The sequence below is a fragment of the Acetobacter sp. DsW_063 genome (assembly GCF_002153745.1).
Taxonomy (GTDB): Bacteria; Pseudomonadota; Alphaproteobacteria; order Acetobacterales; family Acetobacteraceae; genus Acetobacter.
This window is the reverse complement of sequence record NZ_JOPL01000056.1, coordinates 1-20,843: the sequence shown is the minus strand read 5'-3', so window position 1 is coordinate 20,843 and position 20,843 is coordinate 1. Positions and strand designations below refer to the sequence as shown.

The following is a 20,843-nucleotide window of genomic DNA, read 5'->3' as shown; positions in this document are numbered from 1 at the left end:
AACGGGCTCAAGGCCTTTCGTTTACCGGGAAAGCGGCTCGCAAAGGTTTCGTTTTCCCGGCCTCATTGGAACAGGGAAAAATTAACATGGATCAGGAATACACCTCGATCGCCGTGGCCGCCATTGAAGGGCTCGTGCAGATCACGCCCGTCGTCGTCGAGGACGTCGTCGCTCTGCTCAAGCCGTTGAAAGAGGGCAGAGCCCCTACCGATGCGGAGTGGGCGTTCGCGCGCAAGCAGCTCGATGAGGGGAATGCAGCGGTGCAGGCAGGGTAAGGGCATGGCGGCTAATGCCGCCATGATTCAACTACTTCAAAATGAGATGCAGCGGCGGGTCTGTTTCAGCCGGAGCAATAGCGCCGTCCTCAAGGTTGCATAGAGCCTCAATGATCTTTGGTGACAGGGCCAATTCATTTCGCAGGTCGCTCGCATTCTTTCGTCCTGAAGACAAAATTAAGTCAACGGCGTTTTTCAATAGTTTTGGTTGCTCAAGTGGCATCATTTCAAGATCATCTAAAGGCTCCTTGGTTCTCCACTTCCGGGCTGATATCTGCTTGTAAAGGTTGGTAACTTGGTACTCGTCGAAAATTCCCAAATCTTTGCAACGGAAGACCATAGCCTGAATTGCTACTTTCCATCGCTTCTTAAGTTCCACGAAGGCGTCGAGGCGCGTCGTAAAAACCTCATTGGGAAATGATCGACGCGGTAGCAACAGCGCCCCAGCGAAGCGGTTAGCTTCGGCCTCTATACGCTTTAGAGTTTTTGGATCTTCGATGTCCTCTTGGCCTACACCTCGGTGAAGAACGAGATGGCCAATTTCGTGAGCTACATCAAAACGAGCCCGAGAGGCGGAAAACTTTTCCGAGGCCAGAAAAATAAAAGGCCTTGCTCCATTCCAGAACGAAAACGCCTCGATGCGCTCACCCTCCATTCGAAGGCGAGATACGATAATGCCTTTGCTCTCAGCCAAAGATAAAATATTGGAGATCGGTCCGTACCCTAACCCCCAGACACTTCGACATTTCTCGGCTGCATCTTCGATTTCTTCTTCTTCATATGCTCCCTTGAAATCAGATGGAGATACCGAAGGAAAATTGACCGAAGGGTAGTTCACCGAGTCGCCAAGATAGTGGGCAATCTGGACTTCCCAATTGGCGTAAGCATCGCACATGAGATTGCGTCGCTTGGTTTCCGCGCCAGATGCGCGGAAAAAGCGAGGGCCGAATGGCCCGAACCCCGATCGATCTGGGGTTGTGAAATAGCTTACAGGCTGTTCGAGAAGGTCGGCGATCTGAGCTAACGTCGTGCCCTCAGGTGTCCTCTCACCCAACTCAAATGCCGAAACCGCTTGTCTGGTTTTTCCAATACGTTCACCGAGTTCTGCTTGATTGAGGCTCTTGGCGTAACGAGCCTCCTTTAACCGCTCAGGAATCAAACGCCGCCCGGAGGCATCCCTACGGGCGGCGTTTGGGAAGCTCAGGATGTTGTCGTCATTCGTAGCCATTATCGCGTCGCCACTTTTCAATGTCATCCTTCAAGCTCAAGACGGCTTCTGTCTCGGTATCTTCAACGGGCGGAAGGTCCGAACTTATGTCGTGGACCATCTGCATCAGGTTGGGGGTCTTATAGATATAATTTCGGCTGTGGATATGGTTCGGAACACCAATATGAACGAATTCATGATCTTCTTCGCCGCGAACAATCCTACCGTGAATGAGGAGGAACGAGGGCAGCCCTATTGTCGATCGAGTGTCATCAAACTCAGCGAACCCGAATGTGGGCTGGTTGTTTAATCTAGCGTTCTGCCGAAAGACAACGTCGCGCGGCTGGATTGTTGGGTCAGTTACCTGACTTACGCTCATTACGGAGTGAGATAACCTCACTTCCAAATACTTCCCAGTGGGCTTAGCAAAAGGCTTCCAACGGTAATCGACTGGCCACCGCCCGGACTTTATCAGTGTCTCGATTCCAAGATCCACCGCCCAAGACACCAGTCTCCCGTGGTTCGCTTTTGCGCTTTCCGTCTGAAAGATGGGCTCATTCCTCGCGATCATCGCCGCCGCCGCCCGTGCGTCCCTGACCAGCGAGGGAAAGAGGGCGCGGTACCGCATAGGGACTTGGTTCAGCAGGAATTGCTCAGCGATTGGTGGGTGCATTGATATCCCGAAAGGTTGCGCGTTATCTGACGCAACCATACCCGAAATTGATCGTGTTTTGTCAACTAATTTTTTATGCTTCGCTGAGGGGCAATTCCCTATCGTCTGGCCTCTGGTTCGGCATGAGAAATAGGGCTGGGGCGGGCCTCGCGCATCAGCCGCAGGCGCCCATGTGTCGGGATAAGCATCGTGACAACATGATCGTCATTACCGTCTCCGCAAAGTCGGCTAGACATTGCAGGACCTTCGCCCGGCGTATGGAGCCGTCCAGAGCATGGTGCTTCCTGCTCGTGCCTTAGAGCATGTGGAGAAAGGCACAAAAAATTTGAGCTTATTTGATGCCAGGAATAGCCGACACCAAGCGAGGAATGGTCTCGTTATTCCTTACGATCCAAACGCTTCGCACACATGGATTGGACCCATCGGGCGTCTCAATATTGCACGACACGACATACTGCGTCCCGTGGGCAGATTCCCTCTGACTGAGAATCGTCCTCTGCCTTACGTGCCCCAAAAGAGATTCGACCATTTCCTGCGGAAGTGTCGGAGAGAACCCCCGGTCAATAAAAAACTTAGCCTTTCCGGCACCGTCCGGGTGTCCAGTGTTGAGCAGGTAGTGGGTGACTTTCTTAATGTCTATGGACGCGACGGCCCGACCCGGAACTAGATCAGCCATTCAAAAAGACCCAATCCCCGTAATGTCTTGGGGTTCAAGCGTGATGATGGCAGGAATCGGGCGGGTAAATTCAACTTCGTAAGCATCCCCGTCGCCATAAACCAATACGATGGTCCCTCGCGATCCGCCGGGAAGTATCTGGCCGTCTACGTCGATGGGTTTAAGCGTCTTAACGGCCGACAATTCAGGGTATGATTTGGTCGTGAGCATCGAATCCCCCTTGCATCCGCGTTCCGAAGGTATAGCACATGCGGCAGGCAAAAGTGAGTATTGTCACTCGCCTGAGTGAAATGCGCGGCTACCACGTTATCATCCACGCCGCGATCGCGGGCTAGGACGAAAAAAATCAGATTATATTCCGGGTAGAATTCCGGGAATATCAAAATTCTCTTTCACACAAATTCTTTTAATTTCAATATGTTATTAAACAAACGTGACAGACATCCCCTCCGCCAGAGCGTCAAGAAATCCTCTATTAAAACAATAATTTATAGAAATTATTGCAGGATGTGCTCTGTAATTGCCTATTCTTAACGACCGCGCTGTGAAGGAAAATTCACGGGATGTGGGCCTTCTTGACGACTAAATCTCTCTTTCTTGTGTCTTCGCGACGGGACGACGGGGCGACGTGTATTCTGCGCTGTGCCCTGGCCGCCGGTCTGAAACTGACCCGAGCGGAGCGAGGATTGCTATTTGTGCGAAAGGTGGCGACCCGCTTGGTTGGCAGCGTGTAGGGTGGGCGATCCGACTGCCTGAGTATTATTGCCCATCACGGTCTCGGTGGTGATCCCATGCGTCCATGCACCGTCTTTGTCGGCAAGGCATCGCATGGCTACCGCGCTACGTTTTCCAATGTCGCAAACGATCTGCACCCGACTGCAGGCAGGTTATTGGTGCGCCCTTGGCGTACATTATTAAAAACCAAGTCGAGGAGACATATAACGGTTGTCTACACAGGGACTGGCGTCGCGAGGCAGACCTGATTTTCGCGGCCTAGACCGAACAGGCAGGCGGTTGCGCTCACATGCCCATGTCCTCAATCCAGATCGTAGAAAACGTCACCTTAACTATCGTAAAAGAAAGGCATAAGCGTAGAAGAAGTGCAGGGCGAACGGTTATTTTTGCCGCTAATGTGCGGGCGGCGCCCTATCTCACGCGTGATGCCGTCCGCCGAGTTCACCGTGGTTTACGGCGCACCGGGTGTGGGTAATAAGGGCGCTCCCGTTTCTAATCGTACCATGCGCCTGAGGCCCAATGATCCGTCTCGACAATATCAGCAAGCACAATGGCCACCGCGTCATCTTCATCGAAGCGACAGCAGCGCTCCAGAGAGGCGAAAAAGTAGGGCTGGTTGGGCCGAATGGTGCGGGTAAGACGACGCTGTTTCGGTTGATCACCGGGCAGGAAGAGCCCGACGAGGGGCAGGTTCTGGCTGATCGGGGCGTCTCGATCGGGTTTTTTAACCAGGACGTTGGAGAAATGGCAGGCCGGAGCGCGGTCGCCGAGGTCATGAATGGGGCGGGGCCCGTCGCCGAGATCGGCGCCGAACTGGCGGAACTGGAAGCCGCGATGGCGGATCCAGAGCGGCTCGACGAACTGGACGCTATTCTTGAGCGCTTCGGGGAGGTGCAGGCCCGATTCGAGGAACTGGGCGGATACGCTCTTGACGGCCGTGCGCGGGAGGTTTTGCACGGTCTGGGGTTCAGCCAGACGATGATGGATGGCGACGTCGGTCGGCTGTCCGGCGGATGGAAAATGCGGGTGGCGCTTGGACGAATCCTGCTGATGAAACCGGATGTCATGTTGCTTGACGAGCCCAGCAACCATCTCGATCTGGAAAGCCTGATCTGGTTGGAGCAGTTTCTGGCGGGGTACGACGGCGCCCTGCTGATGACCTCGCATGACCGGGCCTTCATGAACCGAATCATCAACAAGGTCATCGAAATCGACGGAGGCGCCCTTACCAGCTTCACCGGCGATTACGAATTTTATGAACAGCAGCGCGCTCTGAATGAAAAACAGCAGCAGGCGCAGTTTGATCGCCAGCAGGCGATGCTGGCGAAGGAGGTTGCATTTATCGAACGGTTCAAGGCGCGCGCGTCCCACGCGGCGCAGGTGCAGAGCCGAGTGAAGAAGTTGGACAAGATTGACCGCGTTGAGCCGCCGAAGCGGCGCCAGACACTGTCTTTCACCTTTCCGCAGGCGCCGCGTTCTGGCGACGCTGTCGCAAACATGCGCGGCGTGGACAAAAAATACGGTGATCGCATCATCTATCAGGGGCTGGACCTGCTGATTCGGCGGCAAGAGCGGTGCTGCGTGCTGGGGGTCAACGGCGCGGGTAAGTCGACGTTGCTTAAGCTGGTGACGGGCACGACGGAACCTGATGCCGGTACGGTGACGCTCGGCGGCAGCGTGAAAATGGGATACTTCGCGCAGCACGCCATGGATCTTCTCGACGGCGACAGGACGGTGTTCGAAACTCTGAACGACGCGTTTCCGCTGGCCGGGCAGGGATCGTTGCGGGCGCTTGCCGGCGGCTTTGGATTTTCTGGCGACGACGTGGACAAGAGTTGCCGCGTTCTGTCGGGCGGAGAAAAGGCGCGGCTGGTGATGGCGCTGATGCTTTATGATCCGCCGAATTTTCTGGTGCTCGACGAGCCGACGAACCATCTCGACATTGCTACAAAGGAAATGTTGATCTCAGCGTTGTCGGATTACGAGGGCACGATGCTGTTCGTGTCGCATGACCGACATTTTCTCGCCGCCCTTTCGAACCGTGTGCTGGAACTGACACCCGATGGTATTCACCGCTATGACGGCGGCTATACGGAATATGTGGCGAGAACCGGACGCGAGGCGCCGGGGCTTCATGAGTGAAATGGCCCGCAGGTTCGGGGCACCGCGGACGCCACTCCGTAACGTAAGCTTTTCGAAAAGGGATGGTATGTATTGGTTTCGTGACGTGAAGGCGTTTGCGCCCCGAATATTTTTTATTCTCTGAGTTTGCTGTGATCATAAGCTCACGCGGGACGTGTTTTTCTCGTTATAGAAATATAATTTCTTCTAGGATGTGGTAGATTTTTATCGAGACTTCCAAAAATTGCATTGTGCAAGAATTTTTCTTGTAAAAAAGTAATTTCGTCAATTTATATGATCTGAATGGCATATTTTCGAAGATATTTTCATATTATTTAAAATATATTCTTTGTGTATTTTGTAAATAAATTATATTTCCCCCATAAATGGCCGCGTCATCTTGCGGTCGGAAACGTTTTTGGTGGAATTATTTTTTGAAAAAGACGAATATTTATAGAATAGAACTGTATAGCGCAAGATTGATTGTTTTGCACTGAAACCTCTACTGCCGCTCACTTTGAGGCGAACCCAAAGTTCCGCCGGGGTTTCAGTTTGCTCCGCCATTGGTTACGATCGACGCAGGCGCGTCGTTCCATGCGCTGGTTGCGCAGAACCGCATCGTTCAGGAGACATCGACGACATGAATACACGCCTCGCCCTTCTGGCTCTGGCGGTGGGTGCGTTCGGCATCGGCACGACAGAGTTCTCGCCAATGGGTCTTCTGCCCGTGTTGTCGACGGATCTTCATGTCTCGGTCCCTGCTGCGGGAATGTTGGTGACGGCCTATGCGCTCGGCGTGATGGCGGGCGCGCCCGTGGTGACGCTGCTGTTGGCCCGGTTTCCGCGTAAGGCGTCTCTGGTGGCGTTGATGGGTGTTTTCACCATCGGCAACGTCATGTCCGCTTTAGCGCCAGGATACGACACACTTCTCATTGCCCGCGTGGTGACGAGTCTTGCACATGGCGCATTCTTCGGTCTCGGCTCGATTGAGGCCGCCAGCCTTGTAGCCCCCGCGCGCCGAGCGAGCGCGATCGCCAGCATGTTCATGGGACTGACGATCGCCAATATCTTCGGCGTACCGACAGCGACCTGGGTCGGGGAGGCAATCGGCTGGCGTATGGCGTTCGGCGCCACTGCCGGTCTTGGCGTGTTGGCGATGGCGATGGCGCAACTTGCGCTGCCGGCTGGCGGCGAGGGCAAAATGCCTGCCGTCAGACAAGAACTCCGGGTTCTTGTCAGGCCGGAGGTGCTGCGCGCGTTGGCGACCACGGTCATGGGCGCCGGAGCCATGTTTACGCTCTACACCTATATCGCCCCGGTGCTGGCGCATGTGACGGGAGCAGGAGATACGTTCATCACGGCGATGCTGGCGCTGGTGGGCGTGGGCTTCAGCATCGGTAACGCCATCGGCGGGAAAATGGCCGACAGGGATTTGACGCGCAGCACCACCCTGTTTCTCGTTGGTCTGGGGGTGATCATGCTGGCGCTGCCCTGGGCGGCGCTGACGCATGTTGGCGCAACGATTGCGATCTTGCTGTGGGGGGCTGCGACATTCGCTCTGGTCCCGCCGTTGCAGATGCGCGTGATGCAGGCGGCTCACGAAGCTCCGGGGTTGGCGTCTTCGATCAACATAGGTGCGTTCAATATGGGCAACGCGCTCGGCGCGGCTCTTGGCGGCGCAGTTCTATCGGCCGGGCTGGGCTTTCCGGCGGTCTCTTACGCCGGGGCGGCGCTGACTTTGGTTGGGTTGGCGTTAGTCTGGATGGGGCGGTCGCGTGACGGCAGTCGCTCAGCGGTCGACGTGGCCTAAATCCCGATCGGGTGCGATCACGTCGCGCACGCGCTGCTTCAGTTCTTTTGGTCCCGGAAAACCGCCGTCACGTTTGCGCTCCCAGATCACCATGTCATCGACGGTGATCTCGAAGCGTCCTCCCGTGTCGGGGATCAACGCCACCTCGCCGAGAGATTGTCCGAAAGTCGACAGTAACTCCTGCGCCATCCATCCGGAGCGGAGAAGCCAGTTGCATTGCGTGCAGTAACGGATCGCGATCCGTGGGGAGGAGGCGGTCATTCCGGGTGTCCTTGAAACGAGCAGGCCTTTCGTTCCCGAAGGCCCGGTCGATGAATGAATATCACCCTGAGGCTATCAATCTGTGACGTCGTGCCCGTCCAGCAGCTTTGTCAACTCATCCCCCTGAGGGCGTCGCATCTGAAACAGCGAGTCCGTCCGGATTTCGTAATAATCTGCAGGACCGCCCGCGCGTAGGACCGGTCGTGCCGCGACCGTATCATAGACGCCGTTGACGACCAGATCTGCGCGGATATGCGCTTTCACTACCTCGCCGAACGTCATCCACGTCTCAAGCGCGCGCCCATCCGCGTCCTTTAACTGGACCATTTGCGTAAGGCGGCATTCGAACTGGACCGGACTGTCGGCCACGCGCGCCGGGCGGACGATGTCCGACGGCGTTGACCGTATATGACCGAGCGCGAACTCCGAGACGTCAGGCGGAACGACGGCCGACGTGATATTCATGCGCTCGGCCAGAGTGCGGCTGACAAGGTTCCAAACGAACTCGCCGGTTTTCTCGATATTCGCCACCGTGTCTTTCCATCCGGTGCTGGAGAAACCGATGATGGGCGGGGTGTAGTTGAAGGCGTTGAAGAAACTGTAGGGCGCGAGATTGGGAGCGCCGTCGGGGGAGAGGGTCGATATCCAGCCGATCGGGCGGGGCCCGACGATCGCATTGAACGGATCATGTTTCAGGCCATGTCCTTCGGCCGGGACATACGAGTGGAACCGGTCGCTCTCGGTCATATCGATCCTCCGCCTTGCAGGCGGGAGCGGGAAATCCGCTCCCGTCGCGTGTCAGTTTGAACTCGGCGCCTGCGCGTCGGGCGGCCCTTTGCTTTTGAATCGACTGGCTTCAGTGATCGTCGATCGGGCGTTTCGGCAAAAGTGCCGGGATGAAAAACAGCGTCGCCGCCAGTGTGCAGGCAAGCGAAAGCAGCAGAAGGCGGCCCATGCTGGCGGTTCCGGGGTGGTGCGACAGGGCCAGTGAACCGAACGCCGTCGCCGTCGTGAACGCGGAGAATACGACAGCGCGCGCAGTGGGGGAGGAGAGCGGCGCCTTCACGCCGGACCGCCAGTTCATCACGAAGTAAATGTTGAACGACACGCCAACGCCCAGCAACAGCGGCAGGGCGATGATGTTGGCGAAGTTCAGAGTCTCCGGAACACATACGATCAGGATCAGCGTCATCAACGCGGACATCGCCAGCGCCGCCAGCACCAGTGCGGTGTCGAGCACGCGGCGCAACGCGCCGAACAGGATGACGGCAATCATCACGAACGCCGAGACAGCCGCAACGATGAACGAGTGAACGATGGTGCGTGCGCTTTCGACGATGTCGATGGCGGACCCGGCGGCTTCGGGTTCGACCTGCTGTACGGCGGTGACGAATTTGTGCAGGGCGCCGGTGTTGGACATCACGCCCTTCGGGTGCACTTCCACGAGCGCTCGCCCGTCCGGCAACAGGTAATCTCTGGTGATTTCCGCAGGCACGTCCTTGATCGTCACCGGAGTTGCGGAAAGGACGTCCTGCAGCGTCTGTAACTGCGTAGGAAGAAAACGGACGAGGGCGGCGTTGGTCCGCAGCAGCAAATCGTCGTTCGCCTGCGCAAGTTTCGCGAGAGCCGTCTGGATGCGCCGCAAAGAATCTTTCGCGTCGAGATTGCCCGTTACTTCGCTCAGGGACGCTGCGGTCGCCTGCGCGGAGGCGCGGATTGCTGCTGCGTCTGGCGTCGGCTTGGGGTTGGGGACGACGATCGTCGGCAACAGAATCTGTGCCGCGTCCGCAATCAGGGCCAGCTTCGTGTCCTGATCGTCGGGCACGTAGGAGCCGAGCCACATCGCGTCATGCACCTCTGGCAGGGTGGAGAATTTCTCCGCCATGGTCTTCGCCGCATCGAGATTGGGGGCGAGATATTCCGCGCTGTATGGCGACGACATCGGGTTGCTCATCAGCAGATGCAACGTCCGCATACCCTCGGAATGCGGGTCTTTTGTATGCAGAGGATCACCGTCAAAGCTCAGGTGCGGGGCCAGAAACAGGCCGAGCGCGGCGAGCGCGCCGAACAGTCCCAGAATTGGCCCGCGCCAACGACGGATGGCCTGATCAAGGGGACGAAGCTGCTGATATCCCGTAAGCGGCAGGTCCACGCGCGGTTGGAAGATGCGCAGCAGCGCGGGCAGCAGAGCCACTGTGCAGACGAAGGCGACGATCATGCCGACGCCTGCAATCAGCCCCAACTGGGCCACGCCCTCGAAAGCGGTAGGCGTGAAGGCTAGGAACCCGGCGGCAGTAGCCAGAGACGCAACGAGAATCTGGTGCCCGGTCTCCCGCCCGGTGAAGAGCAGCGCCTCTTCGATTCCGGCTTCGCCACGGGCTGTCGGGTGCTGTCCTCGAAAGCGCACGCAGAACTGGATGGCGAAATCCACCGCGATGCCGACAAAGAGAATGGCGAAGGCGACGGAGATCAGGTTCAGCGTGCCGACGGCGATAGCCGCAAAGCCGGTCGTGAGAAGAAGACCCATGACAAGCGTGATCACGATGGGCGCAATGATGCGCCACGTACGCACGGCCAGCATCAACCAGAGCGTGACGAGGGCGAGGGAGCCGAGCAGACCAGCGACCATCCCCTGCGCTACGGTCGCGAATTCCTCGTCGTCGATCTGCACTTCGCCGGTGATGTAGACATGCGCGTCGCCCGACTTGACGAACTCCAGAGCGTTGGCGGCGTCCCGCATGGCCTTGGACGGTTCTCCGCCCGGCTGGAGAGAGCCGTAGTCGAGCTTGGGCTGTGTAATGACGAACTGGTAGCGGCCGGAAAGATCGCTCAGCCCGCCAGCGAGCAGTTGTTGCCAGGACAGCAGTTGCGGACGACCGTCGGCGGCGGCTTCAAGATTGCCTGCGAACCCGTCGAGCGCTGACTGAAAGCCTTTCAGATTGGCCTGTCCGCGCTTGACTCCTTCGGCGATCAGGCCGAGCGCATCGAACAGGCCGCGCGACGAAGGATCGGCGGCGAGCGCACCAAGGAACGGCTGTGCGGCGACGGTGTCGTCCAGAACCTTCTCCAGCGGCTTGGGGTCGAGAAACATCAAGCCGTTGCGGTTCAGGTAGGGATTGTCGTCGGGCAACCGCACGTAATTGAAGTGTGTATGGTCGGCAGACAGTCGCGCTGCGAGCTCGCGGGCGGCTGCGCGTCCTTCTTCAGGCAGCTTCGCCTCGATCACGGCGACGAGCAGATCGTCCTTCTGGGGAAACAGCTTGCTCAGCCGGTCCGATCGCTGCTTCCACGCCAGCTTGTCAGAGAGCATCTTGCTGGTGTCGGTCGTGACGCCAAGATGGGTCATGGTGACCCATACGGCCCCGGAACCGAGCAGTAAGAACACCAGAAGGACGATCCATGCGCGCCGGGCGCATGTGACGATGAAGCTGCCCAGAATTGACGAGATCATTGCGGTGCGTTCGAGCCCCTGCCATTGGCTGGCCGGTCTCCGTCAGGACGGGGAGGTTGGCCGCTGGATGAGGGGCGAAAAGACCGCCCCGGTGCGAATTGAGTGTCATTTCCTTTGGCGCAATGCGTCTTGCGGCGCAAGCGCGCGAAGGCGTGCGCACATGGCCTGACGCCGTTGTGTGCTGATTGCAGAGATTCCGGACGCCTCCCGATCTGACGTCTGCGTAAAGCAGGATCTCGATCATGCTCGGCCGCGATCCTCGCGCCTCTTTGTAACTGTGGCGACCGGGCGGCAGGGATTTCGAAGGCGGAGGCCAGTCGCGCGTCTAAAATGGCTGCTTGCAGGCGTGGGAGGTCAGAGGCGTCCGTGCTGGACGGTGGGCTGCGCAGAACCTGACAGTCCTTACATCACGAGATGTCGAACGTCTTGCTGCGGATATTCGCGCCAGCAGTGGCGAACGGATCCGGATCGTATCCCACGCCGGTCAGGGCGAGGCCGTCGGGTGGCGCAGTCGGACCACCTTTGCTCCGGTCGCGGGCGTCGAGCGCTTGCCGCACCCGTTCCTCAGGCCAGCGTCCACAGCCGACCATCTGAAGCGTCCCAACGAGATTGCGAACCTGATGATGCAGGAAGGATCGCGCCTCGACCTCGAACAAAATCATCTCGCCATCGCGGCGCACGTCCAGACGATCAAGCGTTCTTAACGGGCTTTTCGCCTGGCAACTCGACGCTCGGAACGTGCTGAAGTCGTGCCGCCCAAGCAGCGTCTGCGCTGCCCGGCGCATGGCGTCAGCGTCCAGCGGGAACTTGACGTGCCACACCTGCCCGGCGTCGAGGGCCGGGCGCGTTGATCGGTTGAGGATGCGGTAGCGATAGCGGCGGTTCAGGGCGGAGAAGCGTGCGTTCCAGTCGAGCGAGACCGGGGCTGCGTCCAGCACGGCGACCGGATGCGGCTTCAGGTGAAACGACAGCCCATCTCGCACGGCGCGCGCGGTCAACCGTAGTTCGGCAGGGAAATCAAGATGCGCCACCTGTCCACTGGCGTGAACGCCTGCGTCCGTACGTCCGGCAGTCACGCTGGCGACGCCACGACCGCCGCTCAGGTGGGAAGCTGCGTCTTCGAGAAGCGACTGAATCGAGACGCCGTTCGCCTGCCGTTGCCAGCCGACGAACGCGCCGCCGTCATACTCCAGTAGCACCGCCCAGCGCTGAATGTCGGGCGACGTTTCAACGGCGTCTGTGTACGCCGTCATCAATTTGCCCCGAGGCGTGCGCCCGCTGGAAGCGGCTGTCCGCGCAGAAAGGCCTCGGCGTCCATCATGCCGCGCCCTGGCCGCTGGATGCACAGTAGGCGCAACGCCTGCCCGTCGCCGCAGGCGATCGTCAGACGGTCGTCGAGCGCCTCGCCCGGCTGCGCCGCCGCAACGCCGTCGGGGAAGGGAGCCGGTTTCGCCTCGCCGATCTTCAGGACAACGTTGTCCAGAGTCGTGAACGCGCCCGGCCAGGGAGTCAGCGCCCGGACCTGCCGGTCGATTTCGGCGGCGGTGCGCGTCCAGTCGATGCGTCCGTCCTCCCGCGTCAGACGAGCGGCGTAAGTGACGCCGTCTTCTGGCTGGATGATGGCGCTTCTTGGCATCTCGCGCAAAGTTTGGACGATCAGACGCGCGCCCATAGCAGAGAGCGCGTCATGCAACGTCGTCGCTGTCGTGTCGTCAGTGATCGGGGTTGAGGCGCGGAGCAGCATGGGGCCGGTGTCGAGGCCCGCTTCCATTTGCATGATGGTGACGCCGCTTTCGCTGTCTCCAGCGAGAATGGAGCTCTGGATCGGCGAAGCCCCGCGCCAGCGCGGAAGCAGGCTGGCGTGGATATTGAGGCATCCGAGGCGCGGCGCCGAGAGCATGTCGGTAGGCAGAATCAGGCCGTAAGCCGCCACAACGGCGACGTCGAGGTCGAGCGCCGCAAACGCTTGCTTTGCCTCGGCGTCACGCTTGAGAGTGAGGGGGCTACGAACCTCAAGCCCCATCGCCTCAGCCGCCAGTTGAACCGGCGACGCGCGGAGCGCCTGCCCTCGGCCGGCCGGTCGAGGGGGCTGAGTATAGACGGCGGCGATTTCGTGTCCGGCGTCATGCAGCGCATGGAGCGCGGGCACGGCGAAGTCGGGAGTGCCCATAAAAGCTATGCGCATGGTGCAAGGTCTCCTGACTGGGCGCTGGTCGGGCTGGAGGCGGGCGGTGTCGGTCTGGCGTTCTCGCGATCCGCAGACACCGACAGTTCAGCCGCGTTTGGCTTTCTGTTCCTTGGCGAGGCGGCGCAGAATCATGTTGCGACGCAGAGCGGACAGGTGGTCGACAAACAGCACGCCATCGAGATGATCGATTTCATGCTGGATGCATGTCGCGAGCAGGCCATCCACGTCGCGCTCAATTTGTTCGCCCGCCAGCGATGTGTACCGCACGCGCACTGCTTCAGGCCGCACGACTTCGGCATACTGGTTGGGCAGCGAAAGACAGCCCTCCTCGCGGGAGTGCAGGACTTCGCTTTCGGAGATGATTTCGGGATTGATCAACACGATCGGTTCGCGCGCGTCTTCCTCGCCGAGATCGACGATCGCATAGCGCATGCTGATCCCGATCTGTGGCGCGGCCAGGCCGATGCCCGGCGCCTGATACATTGCGGCGAACATTCCCGGCAGACCTTCGCGGAGCGTCGCCATATCTTCCGGGCGCACCACCCGGCCTTTCTGGCGAAGCACGGCTTGGGGCGCGATCAGGATGGGCGTCGCCTGCGCCGTTGCGGCGGCCCCGGAGAAATCGGCTTCATTCATAGGGAGGCGATGTAGCGATCCTGAGCGCGATTGACCAGTGGCGACAGGGCCGCCGTAAGCATCTGTACATTCGCCCTGCACGCTGATCTCGTGTGTTGCGGGTCTGGTTTTAGGAAATCGTCGCTCTGCGCCGTTCGTCACTGACTTCACGCAACACGGACACGAGAGCGTCACCCGCGCGTCGCCATGTGTATCGCGCAGCCCGCCGACGTCCGACTGCCGCTCGGTGTTGGCGAACCTCCGGGTCTTCGGCAAGGCGCCGGATCGCTTCCACCCATTCTCCGGGATCGTCGGGCGAGGCATAGAGGACGTCCTCGCCACAGAGGCCAGGAAGCGCGCCCGCACGACTGACGATGGCGGGGCACCCGATCAGCATGGCCTCCAGCGGAGGGAGGCCAAACCCTTCGGTTATGGAAGGAAGTGCGAAGCACAGCGCAGCTTCCATCAGTGCGCGCACTTCTTCGTCGGAGACGAATGAGAGGCAGCGCGCGTTGGGCGGCATCGGGTGGCCAGAACGCGCAAAATCGGTTGGAGAAGCGGGGCCGAACAGAACCAGGTCGAGATGCGCCAGACGGGGATCCGAAAAAGCACGGATCAACGTGCCGATCCGCTTGTGTGGCTGCGCGCTGGCAAGAGCGAGCACAAATGGTCGCGAGCCGATCCTTCGCAGCACATTTCGGTCCGGTCTTACACGTAGAACGTGATCTACGCCGTTGGGTATCACCCGGATGCGTTCTGTCGGCGCCACATCCCATCGGACCAATTCCTGCGCTGAAAAATCCGAAACCGTGAGAACGCGCAGGCTGCGTCTTCCCAGAGCCGGGAGCAAAGCGCGATAGAACCGCCCAAACCCCGTCGTGTATGATTCTGGCGTTATGAAGGTCTGCGCGTCGTGGATCATGGTGATCATTGCGGGATGCAGCGCCGGACCAAGATTGCACAGGTTGAGAAGCAGATCTGTGCGAGTTTGCCGAAGTAGCGTCACCTGTTCCCACACTTGCCCCGAGACGCCGCGCGCCGACATGCCTGAGGTGGGAATGGAGCTGTTTATCGACGCCGGGTAACCACGTCCCGGCGTGCGGAAAAGCGGTCCACCGCCGACGACTTCTGCGATCTCATCAGCGCGTTCGCCCAGTTCGCGGCTGAGTTCGAGCCCAACCCTGTGAACGCCTGTCAGGTATCCCGACAGGAACTTGCCGTTGACGGAGAGGTTTCTCCAGGGGCGGATTGCACGAGATGTGCTGGAAACTGGTTGGTTGTTCAGGCTGATTATCGAATTTTCTGTGAAAGCGCGTTGGGGCTGCGGTAGTGTCATGCAGATAAACCCCGCCCGGAAACTACTCGGACCGGCGCCGGGAACCGACGATCAGGCCCGGCGAAATCGCTCCCGACGCCTGCCATCGCTCCAACACAGATCCATGTGTCAGCTCATAACCTTGGCGCCAAGGCGGGAAAGGTTCGTGTCTGCATGGCGCCAAACGGGTGGGGTAGCCCACTGCCGTTTAGGAACCCTTCAGGCCCGCGCCTCCCGACGTCGCCTGACTCATCGTATCATTAATGACTCAATGAGGAATATATCAGACAATGTTTGTCAAATATATTCGCCTCGGGCGCCGGGGGGAGCCTATTGCGAGCGTCTCACCACTTGATGGGATCGTATTTGGTGGCGTCGTCCTGATCGTAGATGAGATTGAGCCTTTTCTCTCCGCTTCCTGCGTAGCGGCAGACGGCCTGATTCGTGCGCGTCGCCGTGGGGGAGGCCGAAGGCTGGCTGTCGGCCACCGAAATCGGTACGGGCATGCAGAAATACCACACGCGCCCGTGCGAGCCGCCGGGCTCGCTGACCGCGAAGGATGAGGCGGCGACGACCGGCAGGGTGCCGTCTCCGCGTGGCGGTGTGTAGTGCAGCTTAATTCTGCCGGTGACGTCGGTGTAGTAATCGAGACCGCAGCCTTGGATGAAGTGCTCCAGAGTCGGTTCGCGAAGCAGCAGGTCGTCGGGCTTTTGCTGCATGCACGCGTAATCGATCTGCTCCGGCGTCATCTGACAGCCAGCGAGAGACGCGCCGCCAAGCGTCAAAAGGATAGCCGCAGTAAATTTATGCGTCGGTCGCGGTAGGCGCATTCATATACGTTCCTTCTCGTCCAGTTTGGGCGTCAGCCGGTCGCCAACCGCAAGCAGGGCAGCCGTTAATGGAGAGGCGAGCATCAGGCCGGGAAAACCGAAGATCCCGCCAAACAATGTCTGTGAGAGCACCGTCACGGCTGGCGGCATCTTCACGGCATGGCGCTGAATCAGGGGCGCCATGACGTTACCCTCAAAGAATTGTACGACCGCGTAAAGAGCGGCGACCATCGCTGTCTCACGCAGACCAAGCGAGAGTGCGAGGAGGAGGGCGGGCACGGCGCCCATGATCGCCCCAATATACGGGATGAAATTGCAGAGCGCTGCCAAGCAGCCCAATCCGAAGGCGAGGGGCACGCCGATCAGCCACAGCCCAAAGCCGGACAACAGCCCCACCACCGCCATGTCGAGCGCCTGACCCGCGACCCACGCCCACAGCGTGTCGGCTGCGGCGATCATCACTTCACGGCCCTTGTGGCGCCATTGAAGAGGGACGAGGCGCAGAATTCCGTTGGCGTAGAGTGATGGATCGGCGGCGAAATAAAGACCGGCGATCACGACGACGGCGATCGTGCCAAGCGCGCCGAACGCAGACCCAAGAAAACCGGTCATCGAGCCGGCGATGCGGGTGCTGAGCGATTCGAAGCTACCGCCCTGAGATCCGCCCATCGACTGAGGCAGATACTGGATCAACAGTCGTCCCTGTGGCCAGGCTTCCAGTTGGCCGCGCAAGGCGGACGCCTGCGTGACCAGAGCGTCTCGCAGTTTCGAGAACTGGGCTGCGATATCGGAGCCGCTGGTCCAGCCTACCGTGACCAGAATGAGCAGCAGCCCGAGGGTGACGAGCGCCAGCGCTGCGCCATGAGGAAGCTTCGTGTGACGCGCCAGCACCCGTGCGAGCCCGTGCAGCACCACGGCGAAGAGGGCCGAGGCGAATACGACCATCAGAACGTCGCCGATGAGCCAGATTGCAAGCATGACCGCAGCTGCGATCAGGGTGAGGCGCAGCATTCTGCTTATGCTGACGGCGGCTTCGCTTCCGGACTCGCCGTGCGGCGTTGAAGCGTTGTTGGACGAAGATGGGGTCATGAGGATATGGGGTGTCCCGATAGGTGAGGCGATGCATCGTCGATTTTACAGGCGCCCGCAGCGTCGACGACGGTGGAGTCGGGCGGTTATCGGAACGTATGCGCAACGCCACGGTTTTAGTTGGTAGCGGTACAGGCGCTTTTTGCAAACAGGATGGAGAGAGGGATGACGGCTTCCGCCGCGAAGCAGGTCAAGACGACGACGGGTCACGCCTTGCCGATTCTCTCCCTAGCTGTGGGGACCTTTGGCATAGGCACCGGCGAGTTCGCGATGATGGGGCTGCTGCCCGACGTCGCGCGCTCGATGGACGCCTCGATTCCGCAATGCGGAAACATCGTCAGCGCGTACGCCATGGGCGTGGTTGTCGGTGCGCCGATTATTTCGCTGGCGTCTGCGCGCATGTCGCGCAAACAGGCTCTGATCCTGCTCACCCTGTGGTTCGCCGTGACCAACATTCTGGGGACGCTGGCGCATAGCGTTGGTGCCCTCGAATTCTGGCGTTTTCTGGCTGGTTTGCCGCACGGCACATTGTTCGGAGGCAGCGCGTTGACCGCCGCCAGTCTGGTGGCGGAGGGTCGGCGCGGAAAGGCGGTTGGGCATGTGTTCGCGGGGCTGACTGTCGCCAACGTGGTTGGCGCGCCTCTGGCGAGTTTGATGGGCGAGTATCTGAGCTGGAGAGTCGCCTACCTTTTGGTGGGAGCGATCGCCCTGATCGCGGCGTTCATGATCTGGCGCTTCATTCCGCGTGACGACCCCCGACCGGGGCATTCTCTGCTTGGCGAACTGCGGGCGTTCGGCCGTAAGCAGATATGGTACGTGCTGGGCGTGGTGATGCTCGGTACCGGCGGGATGTTCTGCGTCTACACTTATGTCTCCGCCGCGCTGCTGCATGTTACGCACGTGCCGCTGTGGAGCATCCCCCTGTTCCAGGCGCTTTGGGGCGTGGGCATGGTCGTGGGGGCCTATGTCGGGGCCAGCGCCATCGACCGGAATCCGCTCGGGGCCACGATCGGCGCGTTCATCTGGAACGTCGTCACCCTGTCGCTTTTTGCGTTCGCATTGCCGCATCTCTGGTCCGTTACGATCATTATCTTCCTGCTTGGCGGCACGATCGCGTTGGGGCCAGCGATGCAGATGCGTTTGATGGCAGTCGCCGGTGATGCGCAGACCATGGCGGCTTCCATGAACCATGCGGCGTTCAACCTCGCCAATGCGTTAGGGGCGTGGGTGGGGGCGTTCGTTCTCGCGTCCGGCTTCGGATACGCTGCGACAGGTTGGGCCGGAGGCGGTATCGCAGTTATGGGGCTGTTGCTGTTCCTGCTTTCGGTGAGAGGCGAGCCACGGCTGGAACGCAGCACAGATTCCAGCGTACGGTTTCACTGATTCTCGGATGACACTCTGGCGCGGTAGTCGTTCTTGTCGCGTCGATGTCCCGTCGTAATTGCTGACGGACCTTTAAATATCGAGCGGCCTGTTATCGACGACCTCCTTCATGACGAAGAACGTTCGCGTTTGACGCACGCCCGGCAGCACAATAAGGCGCGTGGCGTGTAGTCGGTTGAAATGCTCCATGTCTCGTACGCGAATTTTCAGAAAATAGTCGAAATCTCCGGCGACCAGGTGGGCGTCCAGAATCTCCGGAGTTTCGCGGACCGCCTGTTCAAATGCGGCGAAACTGTCCGATGTGGAGCGATCTAGGACCACACCTACAATTGCGAGCGTCGAGAGATCGACCGCGTCAGGCGCGACCTGCGCCCGCACGGCGCGAATGCAGTTGGCTTCAAACAGGCGCTGCGTCCTCCGGTGGCAGGTGGCGGCGCTTATATTAACTTTGCGGGCAAGATCGGCGTTCGCCATGCGACCATCCTTTTGAAGCAGACGCAGGATACGGCGATCGGTTCGATCAAGTTCTTCTGGCATGAAAGATTGTCCCACTTTTTGCGAATTAATTTATCATCTTTTGGCATAAGATATTATTTTACGAGTCTTTTGTAAAAAATTTTATGATATTTTGAAAGCACATTTCACCTCGTTTCTGTCATAAATTTGTGGGTTCAAGCAAACACGAGGCTTCGAAATGCTCAACCTGTCCCGCTTCGAGCGGTATCCGCTCACCTTCGGTCCGACGCCCATCGAGTTCCTGCCGCGTCTGACCGAGCGCCTCGGCGGCGGCGTGCAGATCTACGCCAAGCGTGAAGATTGCAACTCGGGCCTCGCCATGGGCGGAAACAAGCTCCGCAAGCTGGAATATATCGTGCCTGACGCAATCGCTTCAGGCGCCGATACACTGGTTTCCATCGGCGGCGTGCAGTCGAACCACACGCGCCTCGTCGCGGCGGTCGCCGCCAAAATCGGCATGAAGTGCCATGTGATTCAGGAAAGCTGGGTGCCGCATGACGATGCGGTTTACGACCGCGTCGGCAATATCCTGATGACGCGCCTGATGGGCGCCAATTCGCAACTGGTCGATGAAGGTTTCGACGTCGGCATCCGCGACAGCTGGTTGCAGGCTCTGGATGAGGTGAAAGCGAAGGGCGGCAAGCCTTACGCCATTCCGGCGGGGGCTTCCGTCCACAAATTCGGTGGCCTCGGCTATGTCGGGTTCGCTGAGGAAGTCCGGGCGCAGGAGGCTGAACTGGGCTTCAAGTTCGACTTCATCGTCGTCTGCACCGTGACCGGCTCAACCCACGCAGGGATGCTGGTTGGTTTCGCCGATGACGGCCGTGCGCGCCAGGTGATCGGCATCGACGCGTCTTTCACGCCAAGACCGGTGAAGGCTCAGGTTCTCGACATCGCGCAGAAGACGTCCGCACTGGTCGACGGGCCGGAGATCGCCGGTGACGACGTGATCCTGATGGAGGATTACGCATATCCGGCGTATGGCGTGCCGTCGAAGGAAACGGTTGAGGCCATGCGCCTTGCGGCGCAGACCGAAGCGATGATCACGGATCCGGTTTATGAAGGAAAGTCGATGCAGGGGATGATCGACCTCGTGAAGACCGGCTTCTTCCCGAAAGGCGCGAAGGTGCTTTACGCCCATCTGGGCGGCGCGCCTGCGATCAACGGGTATAGCTACACGTTCCGTAACGGCTGAATAAAGTAACGCTTCGCGCCGCATGCTCGGCTTCTGCAATAACGTCTCGGAGTGAGACGGCAGAGGCCCCTGCGGAAGGATGCCAATGGCGCCAGCACCGGACCACGTTGCCGGACTCCGTCACATATTCGCGAACGGCCGGGGATCGTTGCGGGAATTTTCCTATCGCGCCGGCCGCGTTTTTTGGGCAACGCATATTATCCCACAAGCTTAGTCCCAGGATAATTACGTTTCGCGGAGACAGTTTTTCCAACAAATCTGGCCATTCATCGGCGGCCTGCCGTCATGCGGCAGGGTCCGGCCTGCGCCGGGCTCCATATCCTACGGAGACCGGAACATAGTTAGGCTCAGGACCTATCAATTTATTGAACTGAGCGAGTGGTTGTGATTCACAGGCTTACCGATGGAGGGTGGGCCCGTGAGTGAGGTGTTTTTGCTGTCTGAGAGCCAGATGGAGCGGATTGAGCCGTTTTTTCCTCTGGCGCACGGAATGCCACGCGTGG

General features: G+C 59.4%; 19 protein-coding genes. 5 read left to right on the top strand and 14 right to left on the bottom strand.

Annotation, left to right across the window (positions count from 1 at the left end; translation table 11 throughout):
• The coding region (locus tag HK28_RS09270) for a hypothetical protein (RefSeq protein ID WP_369823637.1) at nt 1-275 on the top strand (275 nt) is incomplete at its 5' end.
• A gap of 31 nt (nt 276-306) precedes the next feature.
• On the opposite strand, the gene HK28_RS09265 is transcribed toward HK28_RS09270, so the two are convergent.
• The 4 genes from HK28_RS09265 to HK28_RS09250 form a co-directional block, all read right to left on the bottom strand.
• Nucleotides 307-1,503 (bottom strand): ImmA/IrrE family metallo-endopeptidase, encoded by a 1,197-nt coding sequence (locus HK28_RS09265; protein WP_158093436.1) that lies wholly within the window; start codon nt 1,501-1,503, stop codon nt 307-309.
• Nucleotides 1,490-2,110 carry a hypothetical protein gene (locus HK28_RS09260; protein WP_143217382.1) on the bottom strand — a complete coding sequence of 207 codons (621 nt, stop codon included), beginning with the start codon at nt 2,108-2,110 and terminating at the stop codon, nt 1,490-1,492. The genes HK28_RS09265 and HK28_RS09260 overlap by 14 nt, the downstream gene beginning before the upstream one ends.
• A 376-nt stretch (nt 2,111-2,486) precedes the next feature.
• The gene (locus HK28_RS14505; RefSeq protein WP_086644308.1) at nt 2,487-2,831 is read right to left on the bottom strand and encodes a DUF6883 domain-containing protein; all 345 of its coding nucleotides are present in this window, start codon (nt 2,829-2,831) and stop codon (nt 2,487-2,489) included.
• A complete protein-coding gene (locus tag HK28_RS09250; protein WP_086644307.1) occupies nt 2,832-3,041 on the bottom strand; it encodes a DUF4926 domain-containing protein in 210 nt (69 codons plus the stop codon).
• Nucleotides 3,042-4,085: 1,044 nt separating this feature from the next.
• Between HK28_RS09250 and HK28_RS09245 the strand changes: the two genes are divergently transcribed.
• Together HK28_RS09245 and HK28_RS09240 are read left to right on the top strand one after the other, a co-directional pair.
• Nucleotides 4,086-5,708 (top strand): ABC-F family ATP-binding cassette domain-containing protein, encoded by a 1,623-nt coding sequence (locus HK28_RS09245; protein WP_086644306.1) that lies wholly within the window; start codon nt 4,086-4,088, stop codon nt 5,706-5,708.
• 619 nt (nt 5,709-6,327) lie between these two features.
• Complete coding sequence (locus HK28_RS09240) at nt 6,328-7,497, top strand: MFS transporter (RefSeq protein WP_086644305.1); 1,170 nt, start codon at nt 6,328-6,330, stop codon at nt 7,495-7,497.
• On the opposite strand, the gene HK28_RS09235 is transcribed toward HK28_RS09240, so the two are convergent.
• The 9 genes from HK28_RS09235 to HK28_RS09195 all read right to left on the bottom strand — a co-directional run bounded on the left by HK28_RS09235 (nt 7,477) and on the right by HK28_RS09195 (nt 17,246).
• Nucleotides 7,477-7,758 carry a SelT/SelW/SelH family protein gene (locus tag HK28_RS09235; RefSeq protein ID WP_086644304.1) on the bottom strand — a complete coding sequence of 94 codons (282 nt, stop codon included), beginning with the start codon at nt 7,756-7,758 and terminating at the stop codon, nt 7,477-7,479. The two genes, HK28_RS09240 and HK28_RS09235, sit on opposite strands and share 21 nt — an antisense overlap.
• Before the next feature lie 75 nt (nt 7,759-7,833).
• Nucleotides 7,834-8,505 (bottom strand): flavin reductase family protein, encoded by a 672-nt coding sequence (locus tag HK28_RS09230; RefSeq protein ID WP_086644303.1) that lies wholly within the window; start codon nt 8,503-8,505, stop codon nt 7,834-7,836.
• A gap of 109 nt (nt 8,506-8,614) precedes the next feature.
• A complete protein-coding gene (locus tag HK28_RS09225) occupies nt 8,615-11,209 on the bottom strand; it encodes an MMPL family transporter (RefSeq protein ID WP_086644302.1) in 2,595 nt (864 codons plus the stop codon).
• Between the two features lie 407 nt (nt 11,210-11,616).
• Nucleotides 11,617-12,423: a tRNA pseudouridine(38-40) synthase TruA gene (gene truA / locus HK28_RS09220; protein ID WP_198945853.1), complete on the bottom strand. Its 807-nt coding sequence runs from the start codon at nt 12,421-12,423 to the stop codon at nt 11,617-11,619.
• A 38-nt stretch (nt 12,424-12,461) separates the two neighbouring features.
• Nucleotides 12,462-13,394 (bottom strand): methionyl-tRNA formyltransferase, encoded by a 933-nt coding sequence (gene fmt, locus HK28_RS09215; RefSeq protein WP_086644300.1) that lies wholly within the window; start codon nt 13,392-13,394, stop codon nt 12,462-12,464.
• Nucleotides 13,395-13,481: 87 nt separating this feature from the next.
• Nucleotides 13,482-14,033: a peptide deformylase gene (gene def, locus HK28_RS09210; protein WP_086644299.1), complete on the bottom strand. Its 552-nt coding sequence runs from the start codon at nt 14,031-14,033 to the stop codon at nt 13,482-13,484.
• A 109-nt stretch (nt 14,034-14,142) separates the two neighbouring features.
• Nucleotides 14,143-15,348, bottom strand: a complete 1,206-nt coding sequence (locus tag HK28_RS09205) for a glycosyltransferase family 1 protein (RefSeq protein ID WP_086644298.1) — start codon at nt 15,346-15,348, stop codon at nt 14,143-14,145.
• A 323-nt stretch (nt 15,349-15,671) separates the two neighbouring features.
• Nucleotides 15,672-16,157 carry a hypothetical protein gene (locus tag HK28_RS09200; protein ID WP_086644297.1) on the bottom strand — a complete coding sequence of 162 codons (486 nt, stop codon included), beginning with the start codon at nt 16,155-16,157 and terminating at the stop codon, nt 15,672-15,674.
• Nucleotides 16,158-17,246: an AI-2E family transporter gene (locus HK28_RS09195; protein ID WP_086644296.1), complete on the bottom strand. Its 1,089-nt coding sequence runs from the start codon at nt 17,244-17,246 to the stop codon at nt 16,158-16,160.
• 165 nt (nt 17,247-17,411) lie between these two features.
• Between HK28_RS09195 and HK28_RS09190 the strand changes: the two genes are divergently transcribed.
• Nucleotides 17,412-18,629: an MFS transporter gene (locus HK28_RS09190; RefSeq protein WP_158093435.1), complete on the top strand. Its 1,218-nt coding sequence runs from the start codon at nt 17,412-17,414 to the stop codon at nt 18,627-18,629.
• A gap of 72 nt (nt 18,630-18,701) precedes the next feature.
• Here the strand turns inward: HK28_RS09190 and HK28_RS09185 are convergent, their stop codons facing one another.
• A complete protein-coding gene (locus HK28_RS09185) occupies nt 18,702-19,166 on the bottom strand; it encodes an Lrp/AsnC family transcriptional regulator (protein ID WP_086644294.1) in 465 nt (154 codons plus the stop codon).
• Between the two features lie 157 nt (nt 19,167-19,323).
• Between HK28_RS09185 and HK28_RS09180 the strand changes: the two genes are divergently transcribed.
• Nucleotides 19,324-20,340 carry a 1-aminocyclopropane-1-carboxylate deaminase gene (locus tag HK28_RS09180; protein ID WP_086644293.1) on the top strand — a complete coding sequence of 339 codons (1,017 nt, stop codon included), beginning with the start codon at nt 19,324-19,326 and terminating at the stop codon, nt 20,338-20,340.
• The last annotated feature ends 503 nt before the right edge of the window (nt 20,341-20,843 follow it).

Bases quoted from the DNA above. Each gene is read 5' to 3' on its own strand.
- HK28_RS09265 (WP_158093436.1), bottom strand. From the start codon at position 1,503: ATGGCTACGAATGACGACAACATCCTGAGCTTCCCAAACGCCGCCCGT.
- HK28_RS09260 (WP_143217382.1), bottom strand. From the start codon at position 2,110: ATGCGGTACCGCGCCCTCTTTCCCTCGCTGGTCAGGGACGCACGGGCG.
- HK28_RS14505 (WP_086644308.1), bottom strand. From the start codon at position 2,831: ATGGCTGATCTAGTTCCGGGTCGGGCCGTCGCGTCCATAGACATTAAG.
- HK28_RS09250 (WP_086644307.1), bottom strand. From the start codon at position 3,041: ATGCTCACGACCAAATCATACCCTGAATTGTCGGCCGTTAAGACGCTT.
- HK28_RS09245 (WP_086644306.1), top strand. From the start codon at position 4,086: ATGATCCGTCTCGACAATATCAGCAAGCACAATGGCCACCGCGTCATC.
- HK28_RS09240 (WP_086644305.1), top strand. From the start codon at position 6,328: ATGAATACACGCCTCGCCCTTCTGGCTCTGGCGGTGGGTGCGTTCGGC.
- HK28_RS09235 (WP_086644304.1), bottom strand. From the start codon at position 7,758: ATGACCGCCTCCTCCCCACGGATCGCGATCCGTTACTGCACGCAATGC.
- HK28_RS09230 (WP_086644303.1), bottom strand. From the start codon at position 8,505: ATGACCGAGAGCGACCGGTTCCACTCGTATGTCCCGGCCGAAGGACAT.
- HK28_RS09225 (WP_086644302.1), bottom strand. From the start codon at position 11,209: ATGATCTCGTCAATTCTGGGCAGCTTCATCGTCACATGCGCCCGGCGC.
- fmt (WP_086644300.1), bottom strand. From the start codon at position 13,394: ATGCGCATAGCTTTTATGGGCACTCCCGACTTCGCCGTGCCCGCGCTC.
- def (WP_086644299.1), bottom strand. From the start codon at position 14,033: ATGAATGAAGCCGATTTCTCCGGGGCCGCCGCAACGGCGCAGGCGACG.
- HK28_RS09205 (WP_086644298.1), bottom strand. From the start codon at position 15,348: ATGACACTACCGCAGCCCCAACGCGCTTTCACAGAAAATTCGATAATC.
- HK28_RS09200 (WP_086644297.1), bottom strand. From the start codon at position 16,157: ATGCGCCTACCGCGACCGACGCATAAATTTACTGCGGCTATCCTTTTG.
- HK28_RS09195 (WP_086644296.1), bottom strand. From the start codon at position 17,246: ATGACCCCATCTTCGTCCAACAACGCTTCAACGCCGCACGGCGAGTCC.
- HK28_RS09190 (WP_158093435.1), top strand. From the start codon at position 17,412: ATGACGGCTTCCGCCGCGAAGCAGGTCAAGACGACGACGGGTCACGCC.
- HK28_RS09185 (WP_086644294.1), bottom strand. From the start codon at position 19,166: ATGCCAGAAGAACTTGATCGAACCGATCGCCGTATCCTGCGTCTGCTT.
- HK28_RS09180 (WP_086644293.1), top strand. From the start codon at position 19,324: ATGCTCAACCTGTCCCGCTTCGAGCGGTATCCGCTCACCTTCGGTCCG.